Annotated in this window: 16 protein-coding genes; 13 read left to right on the plus strand and 3 right to left on the minus strand. The window is 36.5% G+C overall.

What is annotated here, in order from left to right; translation table 11 throughout:
• Nucleotides 1–162 precede the first annotated feature (162 nt).
• The 4 genes from ACWIW0_RS08060 to ACWIW0_RS08075 all read left to right on the plus strand — a co-directional run bounded on the left by ACWIW0_RS08060 (nt 163) and on the right by ACWIW0_RS08075 (nt 3,640).
• Entirely contained in the window at nt 163–381 is a 219-nt protein-coding gene (locus tag ACWIW0_RS08060; RefSeq protein WP_454452904.1) for a YdcH family protein, read from the plus strand.
• 270 nt (nt 382–651) lie between these two features.
• Nucleotides 652–1,386: a phosphoadenylyl-sulfate reductase gene (locus ACWIW0_RS08065; RefSeq protein ID WP_454452905.1), complete on the plus strand. Its 735-nt coding sequence runs from the start codon at nt 652–654 to the stop codon at nt 1,384–1,386.
• A gap of 11 nt (nt 1,387–1,397) precedes the next feature.
• Nucleotides 1,398–2,318: a sulfate adenylyltransferase subunit CysD gene (gene cysD / locus ACWIW0_RS08070; RefSeq protein WP_454452906.1), complete on the plus strand. Its 921-nt coding sequence runs from the start codon at nt 1,398–1,400 to the stop codon at nt 2,316–2,318.
• Between the two features lie 29 nt (nt 2,319–2,347).
• Nucleotides 2,348–3,640 (plus strand): sulfate adenylyltransferase subunit 1, encoded by a 1,293-nt coding sequence (locus ACWIW0_RS08075; RefSeq protein WP_454452907.1) that lies wholly within the window; start codon nt 2,348–2,350, stop codon nt 3,638–3,640.
• An 89-nt stretch (nt 3,641–3,729) separates the two neighbouring features.
• On the opposite strand, the gene ACWIW0_RS08080 is transcribed toward ACWIW0_RS08075, so the two are convergent.
• Nucleotides 3,730–4,212: a glycine zipper 2TM domain-containing protein gene (locus ACWIW0_RS08080; protein ID WP_454452908.1), complete on the minus strand. Its 483-nt coding sequence runs from the start codon at nt 4,210–4,212 to the stop codon at nt 3,730–3,732.
• A gap of 17 nt (nt 4,213–4,229) precedes the next feature.
• Entirely contained in the window at nt 4,230–4,847 is a 618-nt protein-coding gene (locus ACWIW0_RS08085) for a VOC family protein (protein WP_454452909.1), read from the minus strand.
• A 39-nt stretch (nt 4,848–4,886) separates the two neighbouring features.
• Between ACWIW0_RS08085 and argS the strand changes: the two genes are divergently transcribed.
• The 9 genes from argS (at nt 4,887) to ACWIW0_RS08130 (ending at nt 17,003) form a co-directional block, all read left to right on the plus strand.
• Nucleotides 4,887–6,614 (plus strand): arginine--tRNA ligase, encoded by a 1,728-nt coding sequence (argS, locus tag ACWIW0_RS08090; protein ID WP_454452910.1) that lies wholly within the window; start codon nt 4,887–4,889, stop codon nt 6,612–6,614.
• Between the two features lie 86 nt (nt 6,615–6,700).
• Complete coding sequence (gene selB / locus ACWIW0_RS08095; RefSeq protein WP_454452911.1) at nt 6,701–8,536, plus strand: selenocysteine-specific translation elongation factor; 1,836 nt, start codon at nt 6,701–6,703, stop codon at nt 8,534–8,536.
• An 89-nt stretch (nt 8,537–8,625) separates the two neighbouring features.
• Entirely contained in the window at nt 8,626–9,408 is a 783-nt protein-coding gene (locus ACWIW0_RS08100) for a peptide ABC transporter ATP-binding protein (RefSeq protein WP_454452912.1), read from the plus strand.
• 140 nt (nt 9,409–9,548) lie between these two features.
• Nucleotides 9,549–11,228, plus strand: a complete 1,680-nt coding sequence (gene recN, locus ACWIW0_RS08105) for a DNA repair protein RecN (protein ID WP_454452913.1) — start codon at nt 9,549–9,551, stop codon at nt 11,226–11,228.
• Nucleotides 11,229–11,280: 52 nt separating this feature from the next.
• Nucleotides 11,281–11,961: a DNA mismatch repair endonuclease MutH gene (mutH, locus tag ACWIW0_RS08110; protein WP_454452914.1), complete on the plus strand. Its 681-nt coding sequence runs from the start codon at nt 11,281–11,283 to the stop codon at nt 11,959–11,961.
• 91 nt (nt 11,962–12,052) lie between these two features.
• On the plus strand, nt 12,053–12,793 hold the full coding sequence (locus ACWIW0_RS08115) for a TerC family protein (protein WP_454452915.1): 741 nt from the start codon (nt 12,053–12,055) through the stop codon (nt 12,791–12,793).
• A gap of 71 nt (nt 12,794–12,864) precedes the next feature.
• Complete coding sequence (gene nagZ, locus ACWIW0_RS08120) at nt 12,865–13,902, plus strand: beta-N-acetylhexosaminidase (protein WP_454451456.1); 1,038 nt, start codon at nt 12,865–12,867, stop codon at nt 13,900–13,902.
• Entirely contained in the window at nt 13,895–15,061 is a 1,167-nt protein-coding gene (rlmC, locus tag ACWIW0_RS08125; protein ID WP_454452916.1) for a 23S rRNA (uracil(747)-C(5))-methyltransferase RlmC, read from the plus strand. The genes nagZ and rlmC overlap by 8 nt, the downstream gene beginning before the upstream one ends.
• A 190-nt stretch (nt 15,062–15,251) precedes the next feature.
• Nucleotides 15,252–17,003, plus strand: a complete 1,752-nt coding sequence (locus tag ACWIW0_RS08130; RefSeq protein ID WP_454452917.1) for a DUF4153 domain-containing protein — start codon at nt 15,252–15,254, stop codon at nt 17,001–17,003.
• A 44-nt stretch (nt 17,004–17,047) separates the two neighbouring features.
• On the opposite strand, the gene ACWIW0_RS08135 is transcribed toward ACWIW0_RS08130, so the two are convergent.
• Nucleotides 17,048–17,674, minus strand: a 627-nt coding sequence (locus tag ACWIW0_RS08135) for an IS256 family transposase, variant Zn-binding type (protein WP_454452918.1), incomplete at its 5' end; no start/stop codon positions are given.

Here is a 17,674-nt window from a genome sequence, read left to right on the forward strand (position 1 = left end):
TTTCTTTTACCTATAAAAATTTTGCCTATTATAACGTTAAATATATGAAAAACGCATAGGAATATTTTGTGATCTACTTCAAAATTTTTAGATTAAATTACTGAATAAAAATAGGAAAGTGCTACTATCCTGAATACCCATTCATCTATAAAGGAGTCTATTATGTTCCCAGAATTCCGTGATTTAATCACAAAATTGAAAACTGAAGATGCTCACTTTGCTCGCCTTTTTGATAAACATAATGAATTAGATCATAAAATCAAAAATATGGAGGCTAATATTGAGTTAGCAACTCACACAGAAATTGAAGTTCTTAAAAAAGAAAAGCTACACATTAAAGATGAGCTTTATGCTCTTCTAAAAAATAAAGCTAATTTATGATTGCTTAACATTTGAAAATAGAATGTTTCAAATGCCTAGTTTCAACCCACAGATATCTCATCTCTTTTAGGGGTTATCGTTATCTGTGGGGTTAGATCTCTTTGTTGGTTTTATATACAAAAATTTCAATGCTATATTTTAATCATTTGAGAATAGTTCTCTTTTGAATAAATATATTCCTAGCAGTTCTAAACTATATTCTCTTATTATTTTTCATTCTATTATTCATCGGCTATAAATAACGTATTGTTATTTATGGGGGAATGGGTGATGAGTTTTATTCGACCAAAGTTATGGGAAATTCCACAACCAAATGAGCATATCCTGAAAAGTGTAGATCACCAACGAGAGATCTTATTTGAACGACTTCAGCAAATTGCTAACCAGCATAAAAATATCAAATTTGCCAATAGTTTAGCCGTTGAAGATATGGTTATTACTGATGCCATTGTGCAAAGTGGGGTGGATATTGAGATATTCACGTTAGAAACGGGTAAATTGAATAACGAGACCTTAGCTCTGACAGATGAAATCAGACGTTTTTATCCCGATCTCACTTTACAGTTTTATTATCCAGAACGAGAAAGTGCTGAACAATATCAACAAGAATTTGGCAAATATGCTTTTTATGACAGCGTAGAATTACGCCGCAAATGTTGTTTTATCCGAAAAATCGAACCGCTTAATCGTGCATTAAAAGGTGCTGATGCTTGGCTTACTGGGCAACGAAGAGAACAGTCCGTTACTCGAACAGAACTTGAATTTCACGAATATGACACGAGTCGTCAAATGGATAAATACAACCCAATTTTTGATTGGTCAGAACAAGATGTGTGGGCATATATTTTGAAATATGGCATTCCATATAACACCCTATATAAACAAGGCTTCCCTAGTATTGGTTGTGAGCCTTGTACTCGTCCTGTTAAAGCGGAAGAAGATATTCGAGCTGGACGTTGGTGGTGGGAAAATAAAGATAGTAAAGAATGCGGTTTACATAAATAGGGGGAATAGAAATGACGCAACAGTTACAAAATCGCCATTTAGATTGGTTAGAAGCGGAGTCGATTTATATTATTCGAGAAGTTATTGCAGAATGTCAAAATCCTGCATTGCTTTTTTCTGGTGGTAAAGATTCCGTTGTGCTTCTAGCATTGGCTTGTAAAGCATTTAAGTTAGAAGGTCGAGAGTTATCGCTCCCTTTTCCACTTGTCCATATTGATACGGGGCATAATTATCCTGAAGTTATTCAATTTCGAGATGAATTAGTCAAAAAGCTAAACGCTAAATTAGTTGTCGGAAAAGTAGAAGATTCTATTGAAAAAGGTACGGTGGTATTACGTAAAGAAACAGATTCTCGTAATGCGGCACAAGCGGTAACTTTGTTAGAAACTATTGCGGAATACGGCTTTGATGCCTTGATGGGCGGAGCAAGACGTGATGAAGAAAAAGTACGCGCGAAAGAGAGAATTTTCTCTTTCCGTGATGAATTTGGACAATGGGACCCAAAAGCTCAACGACCTGAATTATGGTCGTTATATAACGCTAAATTACATAAAGGCGAAAATATGCGAGTATTCCCTATTTCAAACTGGACGGAACTAGATATTTGGCAATATATTGCCAGAGAAGGTTTAGCTCTCCCACCAATTTATTATGCCCATCAACGAGAAGTTGTGAAACGCAAAGGATTACTTGTCCCTGTTACGCCATTAACACCTAAATTACCGAATGAAGAGAGTGAAGTTTTATCTGTTAGATTTAGAACGGTTGGCGATATTAGCTGTACTTGCCCCGTTGCCAGTGATGCAAAAGATCCACTGGATATTATTAAAGAAACCGCAGTGGCGGAAATTTCAGAACGCAGTGCCACTCGAATGGACGATCAAGTGAGTGAAGCAGCAATGGAACAGCGTAAGAAACAGGGTTATTTTTAATTTGACGGATAATATAAAAGGACGAGTTTATGAGTAATTTAAATCAATATGCACCACTTCGCTTTATTACCGCAGGTAGCGTTGATGATGGAAAAAGTACGTTAATTGGACGTTTATTATACGATAGCAAGGCATTATTAAGTGATCAGTTACTAAGTTTAAATAAATCTAAAAATAATGGTGAAGTGATTGATTTTTCAATTTTAACCGATGGCTTAGAAGCGGAAAGAGAACAAGGTATCACCATTGATGTAGCATACCGCTATTTCTCTACGGCAAAACGCAAATTTATCATCGCAGATACTCCAGGACACGAACAATATACCCGAAATATGGTAACAGGGGCATCAACGGCACACGCCGCTATTATTTTAATTGACGCATCACAGCTTGATTTTACAACTGAACAGTTAGCATTACTACCACAAACAAAACGCCATTCTATTATTCTCAAACAGCTAAATTGCCAACATATTATTGTTGCCATTAACAAAATGGATCTACTTGAGTTTAGCCAAGAAAAATTTGAATGTATTGTCCAGTCTTATCGCCAATTCGCTCAACAAATTGGCTTAGAGCATATTTATTTTGTGCCTGTTTCTGCTTTACAGGGCGATAACATTGTTCATTCCAGTGAAAGAACAACTTGGTATCAAGGTGAGCCACTATTGACTATTTTAGAAAATTTACCAAGTGATGATAATTTATCCGAAGAGTATGCAGATTTCCATTTTCCTGTTCAATTAGTTAGCCGATTAGATAGCGATAAACAAGATGATTTTCGTGGTTATCAAGGTCGAATTGAGGCAGGGAGTATTAAAGTTGGTGATAAGGTCAGAATAGAGCCTGCAGGCTATTATTCTACGATAAAAGAAATTATTAGCCCGAACGGTATTGTTGAGCAAGCTAAAGTAGGGGAGCAAGTTACTCTGCGTTTAAACGATGATATTGATATTTCACGTGGAGATAGTTTTGTTGCAGAGCATTCCACTATTCATACAGCAAAACGTATTCACGCAACAATTTGTTGGTTTGATCAACGTCCGCTGAATACGGCTCGTAAATATTTACTTAAACACACAACCCAAACTGTTTTTGCAAAAGTAAATGAAATTAGCCATATTTTAGATGTACAAACGCTAAGTAAATTTGAAAATGCCGATGTACTAAAATTAAATGATATTGGCGAAGTCAAATTAACCTTACAAAAACCGATAGTTTGTACCCCTTATCAACAAAATATAGCCACTGGCTCTTTTATTTTAATTGATGAAGCAACGTATCATACTGTTGCAGCGGGAATGATTTTAGAGATTGAGTGATAAATAGAGAGCAACAGACAATATATAGAAGAGAAGAAGTACAGAATTTTATCTTCTACTCTTCTATATCTCATTTTTACAATAATTTATCAGTTTGAACCGATATTTTTTAGCAAAGAAACATTCAAATCAGAGTTAGAACCCACGATTCTTACACGTTTACCAGGAACGAAACCATCTTCTTTTTTCTGAACAACAACGATTTCTTTACCATCATCTTTGCGAATAACCATCTCTAATGAAGAAACTTGACTCGCTTTTTCTTCAACTTTACTACCAAGTGCAGCACCTGCAATAGCACCAACAGCAGTTGCAATTGCTTGACCTGTTCCACCACCAATAGTTGAACCAGCAATGCCACCGATAATACCACCACCAATAGAACCTAACACACCTTGATTGTCAGCTTGAATTTTTACTTCACGAACAGAAACAACCGTACCATAGCTAATAGAACGTGCTTCTTTCGCTTGATCGCCACGATAAACATCGCCACTATAAATATCCGTATTAGCACAACCAACTAAAGAAACAGAAGTAAATAGTGCTAAAATAAGTCCAGATTTTTTCATATAAACTCCGAGAAATGTCAGAAATTATTTTCTGAGCAAATTATTGTACTTATATCATAAGGGTGAATTTTAAGACAACAATTATTACGATTAGTTGCATCTTTTAATGTAATTGCAATACTCGGATTAGGTAATCTTTCTCCTAAAACTTTAGGTTGGCTAATTTTATAACAAATTTGAGTCTTTTTGGATAATTCAAACTGTAATTCTATACGCTTAATCCATTGCTCAACTGATTCATTTGCTATAAAAGGAATGACAACTTCTATATGTTCCCAGCCTTCTTCTGGATAAATTTTATCTTTAGGAAAAGGTAGCTCAATAATTGACACCTTCTGCCCACAAAAAATAAGCGGTTCAACTAATTTAATTAAACTAATAGGGCGACCATTTACTTCACTCTCTTTTAATAATGAATTATCCGCCAATAGAAAATCTCGCCACTGTTGTGCTGTTTCTACATTATTCATTCTGACAGCAAGATGATCGATAGAATATTTACTTAAATCTAACCCAATGACTTGAGCAATTTGCTGAATTTTTTGCTCAAATTGACTTATATCACCGAAATAAGCGGTCATTTTTGATAAAAAATTTGCAAAATCGAAGTTTTTAATGGGGTTTTTTAGTATCATTGCACACATTTTTATAGTTTCGTATCAATAGGAATTATCGTGAATATTCAACACATTCTATCGGAAAAAATTAAGCAAGCAATGATTGCGGCAGGGGCAGAGCAAAATGTAGAAGCCTTAGTCCGCCAATCAGGTAAACCACAATTTGGAGATTATCAAGCAAACGGCATTATGGGAGCTGCAAAAAAATTGGGTTGCAACCCAAGAGAGTTTGCTCAAAAAGTACTAGATAATCTCAACCTAGACGGTATTGTCGAAAAACTGGAAATTGCTGGTCCTGGTTTTATCAATATTTTCTTAAATGCTGAATGGTTAGCAAATAACGCAGAACAAGCCTTAAATAGTGAAAAATTAGGTATTCAGCTATCACAAACCCAAACAGTTGTAGTTGATTATTCTTCACCAAATGTAGCCAAAGAGATGCACGTTGGGCATTTACGTTCAACGATCATTGGTGATGGTGTCGTGCGAGCATTAGAGTTTTTAGGAAATAAAGTGATCCGAGCAAACCACGTTGGCGATTGGGGTACACAGTTCGGAATGTTAATTGCCTATCTTGAAAAAATGGAAAACGAGCACGCAAGTGAGATGGAATTAAGCGATCTAGAAGCCTTCTATCGTGCTGCAAAAGAACATTATGATAGTGATGCCGAATTTGCAGAGAAAGCTCGCAACTATGTCGTAAAACTGCAAAGTGGTGATGAGTACTGCCGTACAATGTGGCAAAAACTAGTCAAAATTACAATGGTACAAAATCAGCACAATTATCAACGTCTAAATGTTACGCTTACTGAAAATGATGTAATGGGAGAGAGCCTTTATAACCCAATGCTGCCAGCCATTGTCGCTGATTTACAAGCACAAGGCTTAGCGGTAGAAGACGAAGGTGCATTAGTTGTTTATCTTGATGAATTTAAAAATAAAGATGGCGATCCAATGGGTGTTATCGTACAGAAAAAAGATGGCGGATTTTTATATACCACAACTGACATTGCGGCTGCTAAATATCGTTATGAAACATTAAAAGCAGACAGAGCATTGGTTTTCTCTGATACTCGTCAAAGCCAACATATGCAACAAGCGTGGTTAATTACTCGTAAAGCAGGCTATGTGCCTGATAGCTTTAGTCTTGAACATCACAATTTCGGAATGATGTTAGGTAAAGATGGAAAACCATTCAAAACCCGTACAGGTGGAACGGTAAAATTAGCCGATTTACTCGATGAAGCCGTAGAGCGTGCAGAAAAACTGATTGCAGAAAAAAATCCAAATCTTACCGCTTGTGAAAAGCAAGCTGTGGTAGAAGCAGTGGCAATCGGAGCTGTTAAATACTCTGATTTATCTAAAAACCGTACAACTGATTATGTGTTTGATTGGGATAATATGTTGAGCTTTGAGGGCAATACTGCACCTTATATGCAATATGCCTACACCCGTATTCGTTCTATTTTCAGCAAAGCGGGGATAGATCCAACACAATTATCAGGCAAAATTCTCTTAAATGAAGAGAAAGAACGAACATTAGCACTGAAATTATTACAATTCGAAGAAGCGGTAACGACGGTTGCCAAAGAAGGAACACCACACGTTCTTTGCCAGTATCTTTATGAATTAGCAGGAATTTTCTCAAGTTTCTACGAAGCTTGCCCAATTCTTAATGCAGAAGAAAGTATTAAACAAAGTCGTTTAAAACTCGCAAGTCTAACGGCTGATACCCTAAAACAAGGTTTGGATTTATTAGGTATCAAAACTGTTGAGAAAATGTAATTTAGTCTGTTAGATAACGTCATCAACAGAATTAAATGATTTATCTTTGGGCGGAATTATCCGCCCAAGTTATAGGGAGAAAAAGAATGATCATTGTTACCGCAGGCCACGTTGATCACGGTAAAACATCGTTACTACACGCACTGACAGGAACACATACCGCTCACTTGCCCGAAGAGAAAAAACGGGGACTGACCATTGATTTAGGTTATGCTTATCTACCGATTGAAAATGATATTTTGGGCTTTATTGATGTACCTGGGCATCAAAAATTTCTCTCGAATATGTTGGCGGGGCTTGGTGGTATTCAGCACGCATTGTTAGTTGTATCAGCGGAAGAAGGTATCAAACCACAAACAATTGAACATCTAGGCATTTTAAAATTACTTAATTTTTCTCATATTATGGTTGTGATTACTAAAGCTGACCGCAGTAATAATGAGCAAATTCAATCCTTAATAACCCAGTTAAAACAACAATTTGATTTATCATCTGCCACATTCTTTATTACTTCAGCTCAAACAGAGCTGGGTATCGCTGAACTAAAAGCATATTTAATTAGCCTTAACCATACTCACTCTAAGGTAAATCAACCTTTCCGCTATGCTATCGATCGTGTTTTTCACGTTAAAGGAGCTGGGCTTGTGGTAACAGGTACGGCAATTGCGGGTAAAGTCAAAATCGGCGATGAAATATATCTCTCAAATGGACTAAAAGTTAGGGTAAGAAAAATTCACGCCCAAAATAATGAATCCTCTGAAGGGATTGCAGGGCAGCGTTTAGCACTAAATATAACCAATGTTGAGAAAGAACAAATTCAACGTGGTGACTGGCTAACACAATTAGCCCCAACGCAAGCCAGCCAACGTATTACCATTCAATTAACTGCCGATCAAAGCATTAAAGAAAACCGTATTATCCATCTCTACCACTACGCCAGCCATATTACCGCTAAACTTAATCTACTCGATGCCACACAAGCGGTGAGAAATGGTAATTATTTTGCAGAAATTATCTGTGATACAGCACTGCATTTTGCTACTGGAGATAAATTAATTATCCGCAATGGCGATGATAGCCAAACAATTGCTGGCGGTGTGGTACTCGAAATTCATTCGCCTAAACGTCATAAACGTAGCGATGCCCGTTTAGCTTATTTAAAGCTGTTATCACAAGCTAATCAATTAGATTCACGCCTTGTACTTTATACGCAACATCGAGCCGTTGATTTATCGCAGTTACTCTGGCAGGAACAAATTTTCCTTGAAGACATAACCACATTAGGTTATCAACAACATAACAAATGGTTATTTAATCACGCATTTAAGCAGCGGGTTCAACAAAACATTATTGATAAATTACGCGAATACCATCAACAACATAATGATCAACTGGGGGTAACAAAAGCACGTTTACATCGTATCGCTGCTTTAGATCAGCCTGAAGATCTTATTTATCATTTTATTGATGAATTACTCACAGAGCAAAAATTATCGCAAACACGCGGTTGGATCCACACACCAGATCATCGTATTGAGTTTAATGACACCGAATTGCAAATTTGGGCAGAAATCAGACCGCTTTTTGAACGAACCAATCAAGCATTATGGGTACGAGATATCGCAAGTGAACTTTCAATAGATGAAAATGAAATGCGTAACTTGCTCTACAAAGCAGGAAAATTAGGTTATTTAGTCCCAATAGTCAAAGATCGCTTTTTACTGCACGAACAAATTAGCCAATTTGCTCAACTTATCAAGCAGTTTATTCAACAAAATGGCGAGATTTCCGTTAATCAGCTACGAGATGAAATTCAATATGGACGCAAATTAACAGTTCAATTGATTGAATACTTTGATCGTTCAGGTTTTTTAAGACGCAAAGGAAACGTCCATTTACTTCGAGATAAGGAGACTTATTAAATCTGCGTTGTAAATATAATTTAAATATAATAAATTTAGGGTTTGTCATCAGTCTGAAAGATAATTTAGTCTATTTTTTAAGAGCTACTATGAATTTACTTGACGTTCAACATCTCAGTAAACGTTTTACCGATCGCATTGGCCTTTTCCGTAAACAAGATTTCTATGCAATCAAAGACGTAACATTCTCTTTAGATCATCAAGAAACGTTAGCTATTATAGGAGCCAATGGAGCAGGGAAATCAACATTAGCCAAAATGTTAGTTGGAATAACAGAACCGACCTCAGGAACCATTTTCTTTAAAGGGAAGGAGCTGCAATTCGGCGATAATACCTTTAGACCAAAAAAAATCAGAATGATTTTTCAAGATCCAAATGATGCTTTTGATCCTAATTATAATATTGGTCAAATTCTTGATACTCCACTTCGTCTAGCAACAAATTTATCTGAAGAACAACGTAATGAACGTATCTTCCGCACACTGAAATTAGTTGGAATGTACCCAGAGCATGCACTAATTCACATTAAGGAAACATCAAGTAGTCAGCGACATCGAGTTGCTCTAGCAAGAGCATTAATCCTAAATCCTGAAATTATTGTTTTTGACGATAGCCTCAGTGCTTTAGATTTCTCAGTTAAAAGCCAGCTAACTAATTTAATGCTCACATTACAAGCTAGATTAGGTTTATCTTATATTTATATCGGACAAAATTTAGGGCTGATTAAACATATCGCAGACAAACTCATTGTGATGGATAATGGTGAAATAGTTGAATATGGATACACTAAAAATATTTTACTTAGCCCGCAGCACCCAATAACAATAAGATTAGTGGAAAACCATTTTGGGGGAATAGTACAATATGCTTAAAATTCAATTAAAACACTGTTTTTTACGCAAAATAGATTCAACAAGCGCTAAGATCCCAAAAAAGTTTTACAAATCTATTTACTGTTTAAATAAACAGTTGTACTATATATCCATACAGTTATTCTTGTATGGGTATTCTTATGCTAACACAACTTGCTATCAATAATTTTGCGATTGTTCGTCACTTAACCCTTGAATTAAATGAAGGGATGTCTGTTATTACTGGTGAAACAGGGGCAGGGAAATCAATTGGTATTGATGCCCTTGGGCTTTGTTTAGGTTATCGTTCTGAAAGTAGTATGATCCGTAACGGGGCAGATAAAGCCGATATTACTGCTACTTTCTCAATGCAAACCAATAGCCCTGCTTATCTTTGGCTTAAAGAACACGAATTACTTGATGAAGATAACCCACACGAATGTATTTTACGTCGAATGATTAACCTTGAAGGACGTTCTAAAGCCTTTGTTAATAATCGCCCAATTCCCGTTTCACAATTACGAGAATTAGGGCAATATTTGATCCATTTGAATGGGCAACACGCCCCACAATTACTGCTCAAAAATGAGTATCAGCTTGAATTGGTTGATAATTATGCGGAAACACATTTGCTACTGGCACAAATGGCTGAGCAATATCAGATTTGGCGAAAATTACATAAACAGGTGAAAAATTTTCATCAACAGTGCCAAGAAAACGAAGCTCGTAAACAGTTATTACAGTATCAAGTTGATGAGCTTGATGAATTCGCGATTAAAGAAGGTGAATTTGAACAGCTTGAAGAAGATCAAGCCCGTTTAGCAAATTCCGAGCAATTAACTGAATTATCCCAATCTGTTCTCAATCATTTAAGTGAAAGCGAAGTAAATATAGACAGTATGTTATATCGAGCTATTCGTGATTTAGAAGAGTTAGCTGATATTGACGCTCAATATCAATCGGCATTAGAAATGTTGAATGAAGCACTTATTCAAGTGCAAGAAGCGAGTTCAGAAATTAGTCATTTAGCGAATAATATTGAACAAGATCCTGAATTGTTAAGCGAATTAGATAGCCGTATTGGTAAAACAATGCAACTTGCCCGTAAACACCAAGTTGCAAGCCAAGAGTTATGGAAACATCATCAACATTTACAGCAAGAATTACAACATCTACTGGATTTTGAAGAGAACGAAGAACAGCTAATTATAGATGAACAGCAGGCGTATCAACAATGTGTTGAATTGGCTGAAAAAATTTATCAAAAACGTGTTGAAGCAGGTCAAAAATTATCTGCACAGGTTACTCAACAAATTAAGCAATTAGCAATGGAAAACGGCGAATTTTTCATTGATATTCAGCATAATTTAGATAAGTTATCACCAAATGGGGCTGATAGTGTTGAATTTAATCTACGCAGTAATTTAGGACAGAACGCTCAGCCATTGGCAAAAATTGCATCAGGTGGTGAGCTATCACGAATTTCTTTAGCAGTGCAAGTGCTAACTGCGAATAAACTTTCTACTCCAACCATTATTTTTGATGAAGTTGATGTAGGAATTAGTGGACCAACCGCAACAGTTGTTGGGCGATTGTTGCGTCAATTAGGTAAAAAATGCCAAGTATTATGTGTAACCCATTTACCACAGGTTGCAAGCCACGGAAATCACCATTTCAATGTACAAAAATATGTTGAAAATAATCAAACTGAAACGCAGATGAGCTTATTAACTGCAAAAGAACGAGTAAACGCACTTGCAAGGTTATTAGGCGGTAGCAAAATCACTGATGCAGTGTTAGCGAATGCTCAAGAAATGTTAGATTTGGCGGAAAGTGATTAGTCGCTTAAAATAAGTGGTCTGTTTTCTCTTATTTTTTGCAAAGGCACAATGAATGCAGCTCGCAACATTTTCTACCACTGAACAGGAATTATTACAGAAAGCCCAATGGATTGCAGGTTTTACATTAGGTGAGATCGCTCAACAACTTAATATGCCCGTACCAGCCGATCTGACTCGTGATAAAGGCTGGGTGGGGATTTTAATTGAAACCGCATTAGGTGCTAAAGCAGGGAGTAAACCTGAGCAAGACTTTGCTCATTTAGGCATTGAGCTAAAGACAATCCCAGTGAATGCAAAAGGAATGCCATTAGAAACTACCTTTGTTAGCCTTGCCCCCTTAACGCAAAACAGCGGAATTACTTGGCAAACATCTCACGTTAAACATAAATTACAACGTGTTTTATGGGTTCCAGTAGAAGGTGAACGCTCTATTCCACTTGCTCAACGACATATTGGAATGCCGATATTGTGGTCGCCAAGCCCAAAGGAAGAGCAGCAATTACAGCAAGATTGGGAAGAATTAATGGAGCTGATCGTTTTAGGGCGATTAAACGAAATCAATGCGACTTTAGGTGAAGTATTACAGCTACGTCCTAAAGGTAAGAATCGCCAAGCTCTAACTAATGCGGTTAATCAAAAAGGCGAACCAATTCAATCACTTCCTTTAGGTTTTTATTTACGCAAGAACTTTACGGCAGAAATTTTACAAAAATTTTTACATTCGGCTCTTTAATTTTTAAACCGCTCTCTATATGATGTGCAGTTTTTACGATATTGATTCGTCAATATCAATATTTATTTCCACTTAATTGAAAGGATCTTATATGTTTGATTGGGTTGCAAACCCTGAAGCGTGGGTTGCATTATTTACACTAACTGCTTTAGAAATTGTACTAGGTATTGATAACATTATTTTCATCAGTATTTTAGTTTCTCGTTTGCCTGAAAAACAGCGTCAATCTGCCCGTATTATTGGTTTAGGGCTTGCGATGGCAACACGAATTTTATTACTACTTTCACTCTCTTGGATGATGAAGTTAGTCGATCCTTTATTCTCAATTATGGATAAAGCCATTACGGGGCGTGATTTAATTTTAATTCTAGGGGGCTTGTTCCTAATTGTAAAAAGTGCAATGGAATTAAAAGAAGCAATCAGTGGCGAAGCCCACGATGAAAACGGTAATAGCATTAAAAAAGCAAGCTATTTTATGATCTTAGTACAGATTGCAATTTTAGATATTGTATTCTCATTGGATTCAGTAATTACCGCTGTGGGTATGGCAGACGATGTACCTGTAATGGTTATTGCAATTATGATTGCCGTTGGAGTAATGATGTTTGCTGCTAAACCGATAGGTGATTTTGTTGATAACAACCCAACTATCAAAAACCTTGCTCTTGCTTTCTTAATCTTAATTGGTGTGGCGTTAGTCGGCGAAGGATTTAATATTCATATTCCTAAATCCGCTATTTACACGGCAATGGGTTTCTCAGTCATCGTTGAATTACTCAATATAAAAATGCGTAGTAATCAACGCAAACACCAACAAAATCACATCGAATAATTGAGAAAATCAGGATAAAATGCCCTTCGTCGTAAGGGCGTTTTTATTGAAAGAAAGAGAGGGAAAATTTTATGTTGTTAATGGATTTGGTTGGGCAAACACTCACTGTGGAAGAACAAGAAATGCTAGAGCATCCACTTGTTTCGGGGCTTATTTTATTTACTCGCAACTTTCACGATAGAGAACAAATTCAAGAACTGATCAGATCTATTCGTCAAAAAGTGAAAAAGCCATTATTGATCACGGTTGATCAGGAAGGCGGACGGGTACAACGTTTCCGTCAAGGTTTTACGCAATTACCTGCAATGCAATCTTTTCAACAATTATTACCAACTCTTGCAGAGCAAACTTATTTAGCTAAAGAGGCTGGCTGGCTAATGTCAGCAGAAATGTTTGCCTTGGATATTGATTTGAGCTTTGCGCCTGTTTTAGATTTAGGACATTGTTGCAAAGCCATTGGCGATCGCTCATTTGGTAGCGATGCAACTGCCATTTTACCTGTGGCAGAGGCTTTTATTGACGGAATGCGAGAAACAGGAATGGCAACCACTGGTAAACATTTCCCAGGGCACGGACACGTTTTAGCGGATTCTCACTTAGAAACACCTTTTGATAATCGCCCACAAGAACGTATTTTTTCTCACGATATTCAACCGTTCAAACAACTAATTAGTAAACAAAAATTATCGGCAATAATGCCTGCACACGTTATTTATACCGAGTGCGATAGCCAACCTGCTAGTGGCTCAAGTTATTGGCTTAAAAATGTATTACGCCAACAGCTTGGTTTTAATGGTGTGATTTTTTCCGATGATTTAGGAATGAAAGGGGCTGGGTTTATGGGGAACTATGTTGAGCGAAGTGAGAAAGCCTTAAACGCAGGTTGCGACTTATTATTACTCTGCAACGAACCTGATGGTGTGGTGCAAGTCTTGGATAATTTGAAGTATCAACCCACGCAAGCACAAAAAGAACGCCACCTAAGTTTAATGAAGCGTAAGCATATTGAGTGGCGAGAGTTAGAAAAAAGCCCTCGTTGGCAGCAATCTCATCAAGCATTAAGTGCGTTACAAGAACAATGGTTAGAATGGAAAGCAAAGAATGGCTAACCTGTTGAATTGCCTGCATTTTTCTCAGAGACATTGTACTTCGTGTCAATGGCTTGATAAAGCCTACCCACAACAGCTTGCAGAAAAATCGGCAGAGCTTAAGCGGTTACTTTCGCCTTTTATTTTGCAACAGACACAGTGGCTACCCGAAGTTCACTCTTCCCTTTCGGCTTTTCGGAATAAAGCTAAAATGGTGGTTTCAGGCAGTGTTGAACGCCCTATTTTAGGTATTCTAAATGATGAGCAGGGGGTTGATTTAACCGACTGCTCACTTTATCCCACAAGGTTTCATTCACTTTTCCCTATTCTAAAACAATTTATTGGGCGAGCTGGGCTTGTCCCTTATAACGTAGCTAAAAAGAAAGGGGAACTAAAGTATATTTTACTGACAGAAAGCCAATATAACCACGCTATAATGGTGCGTTTTGTGTTACGCAGTGAAACCAAATTAGCCCTTATTCAACGTGAGTTTCCTGCCTTTTTAGCACAGTTACCGCCAGAATCCGTAGTAACTTTAAACATTCAACCACAGCATTCTGCAGTACTGGAAGGCGAGAAAGAAATTTTTCTGACGGAGCAACAAGTACTGACCGAATATTTTAACGGTGTTCCACTTTTTATTCGTCCACAAGGTTTCTTTCAAACAAATCCAAGTGTGGCGAGTCAGCTCTATGCAACGGCACAACGTTGGAGTGAGGAGTTACCTATTCAGCATCTTTGGGATCTTTTCTGTGGTGTCGGTGGGTTTGGTTTACATTGTGCATCGGCATTGCAAGCGAAAAATACAACAGTTTCTTTAACAGGGATTGAAATTTCGCCCTCTGCGATTGCTAGTGCAACAAAATCGGCTCATCAGCTTGGTTTAGATAATGTTAAGTTTGCTTCTCTGGATTCTGCTCACTTTGCATTAAATGAACAAGGTTCAGTACCTGATTTGGTCATTGTCAATCCGCCACGACGTGGTATTGGCAACGCATTAGCGGAGTTTCTAAACAAATTAGGAGCACCTTATTTAATTTATTCAAGCTGTAATGCTCACTCAATGGCAAAAGATTTTGGGAGCTTATCTAATTATACTCTCGAAAAAGTCCAACTTTTCGATATGTTCCCCCATACCTCACACTATGAAGTGCTGACTTTTTTAAAACGAATCGCTTAAGCAACCGCTCCTCTGGTGGTGCGAGAATCTTACTCATACCAACATCATTACCAGATTTACCAAATGTATCGCAAATTAACACTTGTATTTAGCTTGGTTCAGAGAAGCTACCGCTTTTTCTTCTATTCATATTTTAGTTTTGATACACTCAATTAAAATCATTTAGTATTGATAACTTTTAGGAGTATTTATGGCAATTTTTAGGTTTTTGAATAAAACTTGGGGAAATCTAAAATATGCAGTTGCACAACACCCTATCGAGATTTTACTTACCACTATTTTTGCAGTACCACTTTTGTTTATTGATATACTATATCATCTGCAACACCGTGCTTATTGGATATTTACACCAGTCTTTTTAATTGTAGTGTATTTATTTCACCAAACTAAATGGTATAAATTTTCGTGGTTAGTACCAGCACTGAGTTGTGTGATATTGTGGTATTTTAACGATAATGCAGAAATTTATCTTACTAGCCCGAAATTTTGGGGGTTAAATTGTATTATGATAATTATTCTGTTCAGTATGCCATTTCAACGAGAAAATCAGTCTTATATATCCGATGCACTCAGTACAGTATTTAATGTTTTGTTCGCTTCCCTAACAGGTTGGCTGATTAGCGGTATTATATTTGCTGTGATGGAAAGTATTGAAATACTATTTGGCTCAACTATTGACGGGGAATTACAGAGCCGAATTGTAATTTTCAGTTGTTATTTCTTTATACCACTGTTCTTTTTAGCCTACCAACAACGCCAATCAAATAAATTAACTTTAGAGCGCTGGTTAGATATTTTGTTGAGCTTTGTGGCAGCTCCCGCATTAATGTTATTTACAGTAATTCTGTATGTTTATGTGGTGAAGATTATTATGGATGGCGAGTTACCACAAGGTATGGTAGCTAATATTGTCTTACCTTATGTCACAATAGGACTTGCGATATATTGTTTACGAACTATCAGTGAAAAGCCACGCTGGAATACTTTTTTCCATTGGTATCCTTATTTAGTCATTATACCCTTCGTATTGTTGTGGTTTGCAATAAAAAGCCGTATTTCTGCTTATGCTTGGACAGAAGATCGCATTTATTTAGTGGCTTTAGCAAGTGTACTTTCAATCTGCTATATCATTGTTATGTTACCTAAATTACGTCAATATCGTAATTTAGCACTGATTATAATCGTTGCAATTTTCACTATGACTTTTGTGTTAAACCCAAAACAAATTGCTTATGATTCACAAGTCACTCGTTTTGAGAAAGCCTTGGAAAGACTAAATGTACTTCAGAATGGCAAAATTCGCTCCGATTTTAATGTGAAAAAGGATTTGAGTAAGATCCCTGAATCACAAGTAAAAGATTGGCAAATGATTAGAGAACTTGCTGGATATTTATTTTACAATTTAGAGCGTCCATTAGAAATGGATCAAAATTGGAGTGCAGAAACTATTTTTTCAACTAAATATGGACCACAATTCAGCGAATTAAGAAGAATTTATATTTATAGTGATGGACGTATCACACTAGATGACGAAATGATTAGTAATGAAATAGTTTCTAGCATAGTTTATAAACGAGAAACAAACCTAGATATCAATATAAATGACTTTAAACGCCTTGTGTACTGGGAGGAATTTATTAACCGAAATGAGAATTTCTGGGATCAATCTAGCCCCTATAAATCTCTTCCATTCTGTTTAGTCACTGATGAAGAAAGTTGCTGGGATTTAGATGAGATGATTAGAGAGGTGTTCAGCAAACATAAACTTGATCCAATGGTTCGACATTCGCGTGATATCTTAGAACCATTGAATGCTGACTTACTGAATTTTACCGACAAAAATGGCAATAAACTACTTTTGGGTGATATCAGAATTGTATTTCTTGAAGGGCAAGGATATGTATTAAGTAATATGAGCAGAGTAATGGTGTTGATGAAATAAGGTGTAATGGACAAAATAGTTGCTAATAATTATTTTTTATTTTGTTAGCAACTCTTTTTATTTAAAAAATCTTGTATAAACAATACCTTACGCTTTTTGCTTAATCCATTGTGATTATTTAATTTTCGTTTTAGTTCACTGAATAATCCTTCTAACCTATTTGTCGTTTTTTCTATATTTAACTCAGGGTGCTTTTCGAAGGTAAATAAATATTTTTCATAATATTTCAAGCTAGATAAAGCACTTCTTAATCCTTTATGCTTATAAGGAAAATAGCCTTTCTCATTGCATTTATCTGACCGTTCATTTAAATAATCTTGATGAGTTAAATACCACTGATGTAAATGACGATAAAAATCATTTTTTATGCTTTCTTTCAGGGTTTTAACAATAATTTTAAGTGTTTTTCCTGCCGCTGATTTATGCTTTTTTCTGAGCTTTCTCATCACCATTGCCACAAGATGAAAATGGCACATCTGTGTCGGGGTATCGAATAAATCTCTAAGCAACCCACGACGACCATCGCAGGTAATTGATTGAATAATATAGCCTTTTTCTCTTAATCTATTTAATGCAACGTGGTAATACTCATCTCGTTCAGTTTTGACTAGTTGATGATAAATAACCTTTTCGCTCACGCTATCCATTATGACCAAAATACCAAACTCTCG

This window comes from Ursidibacter sp. B-7004-1 (assembly GCF_053654055.1).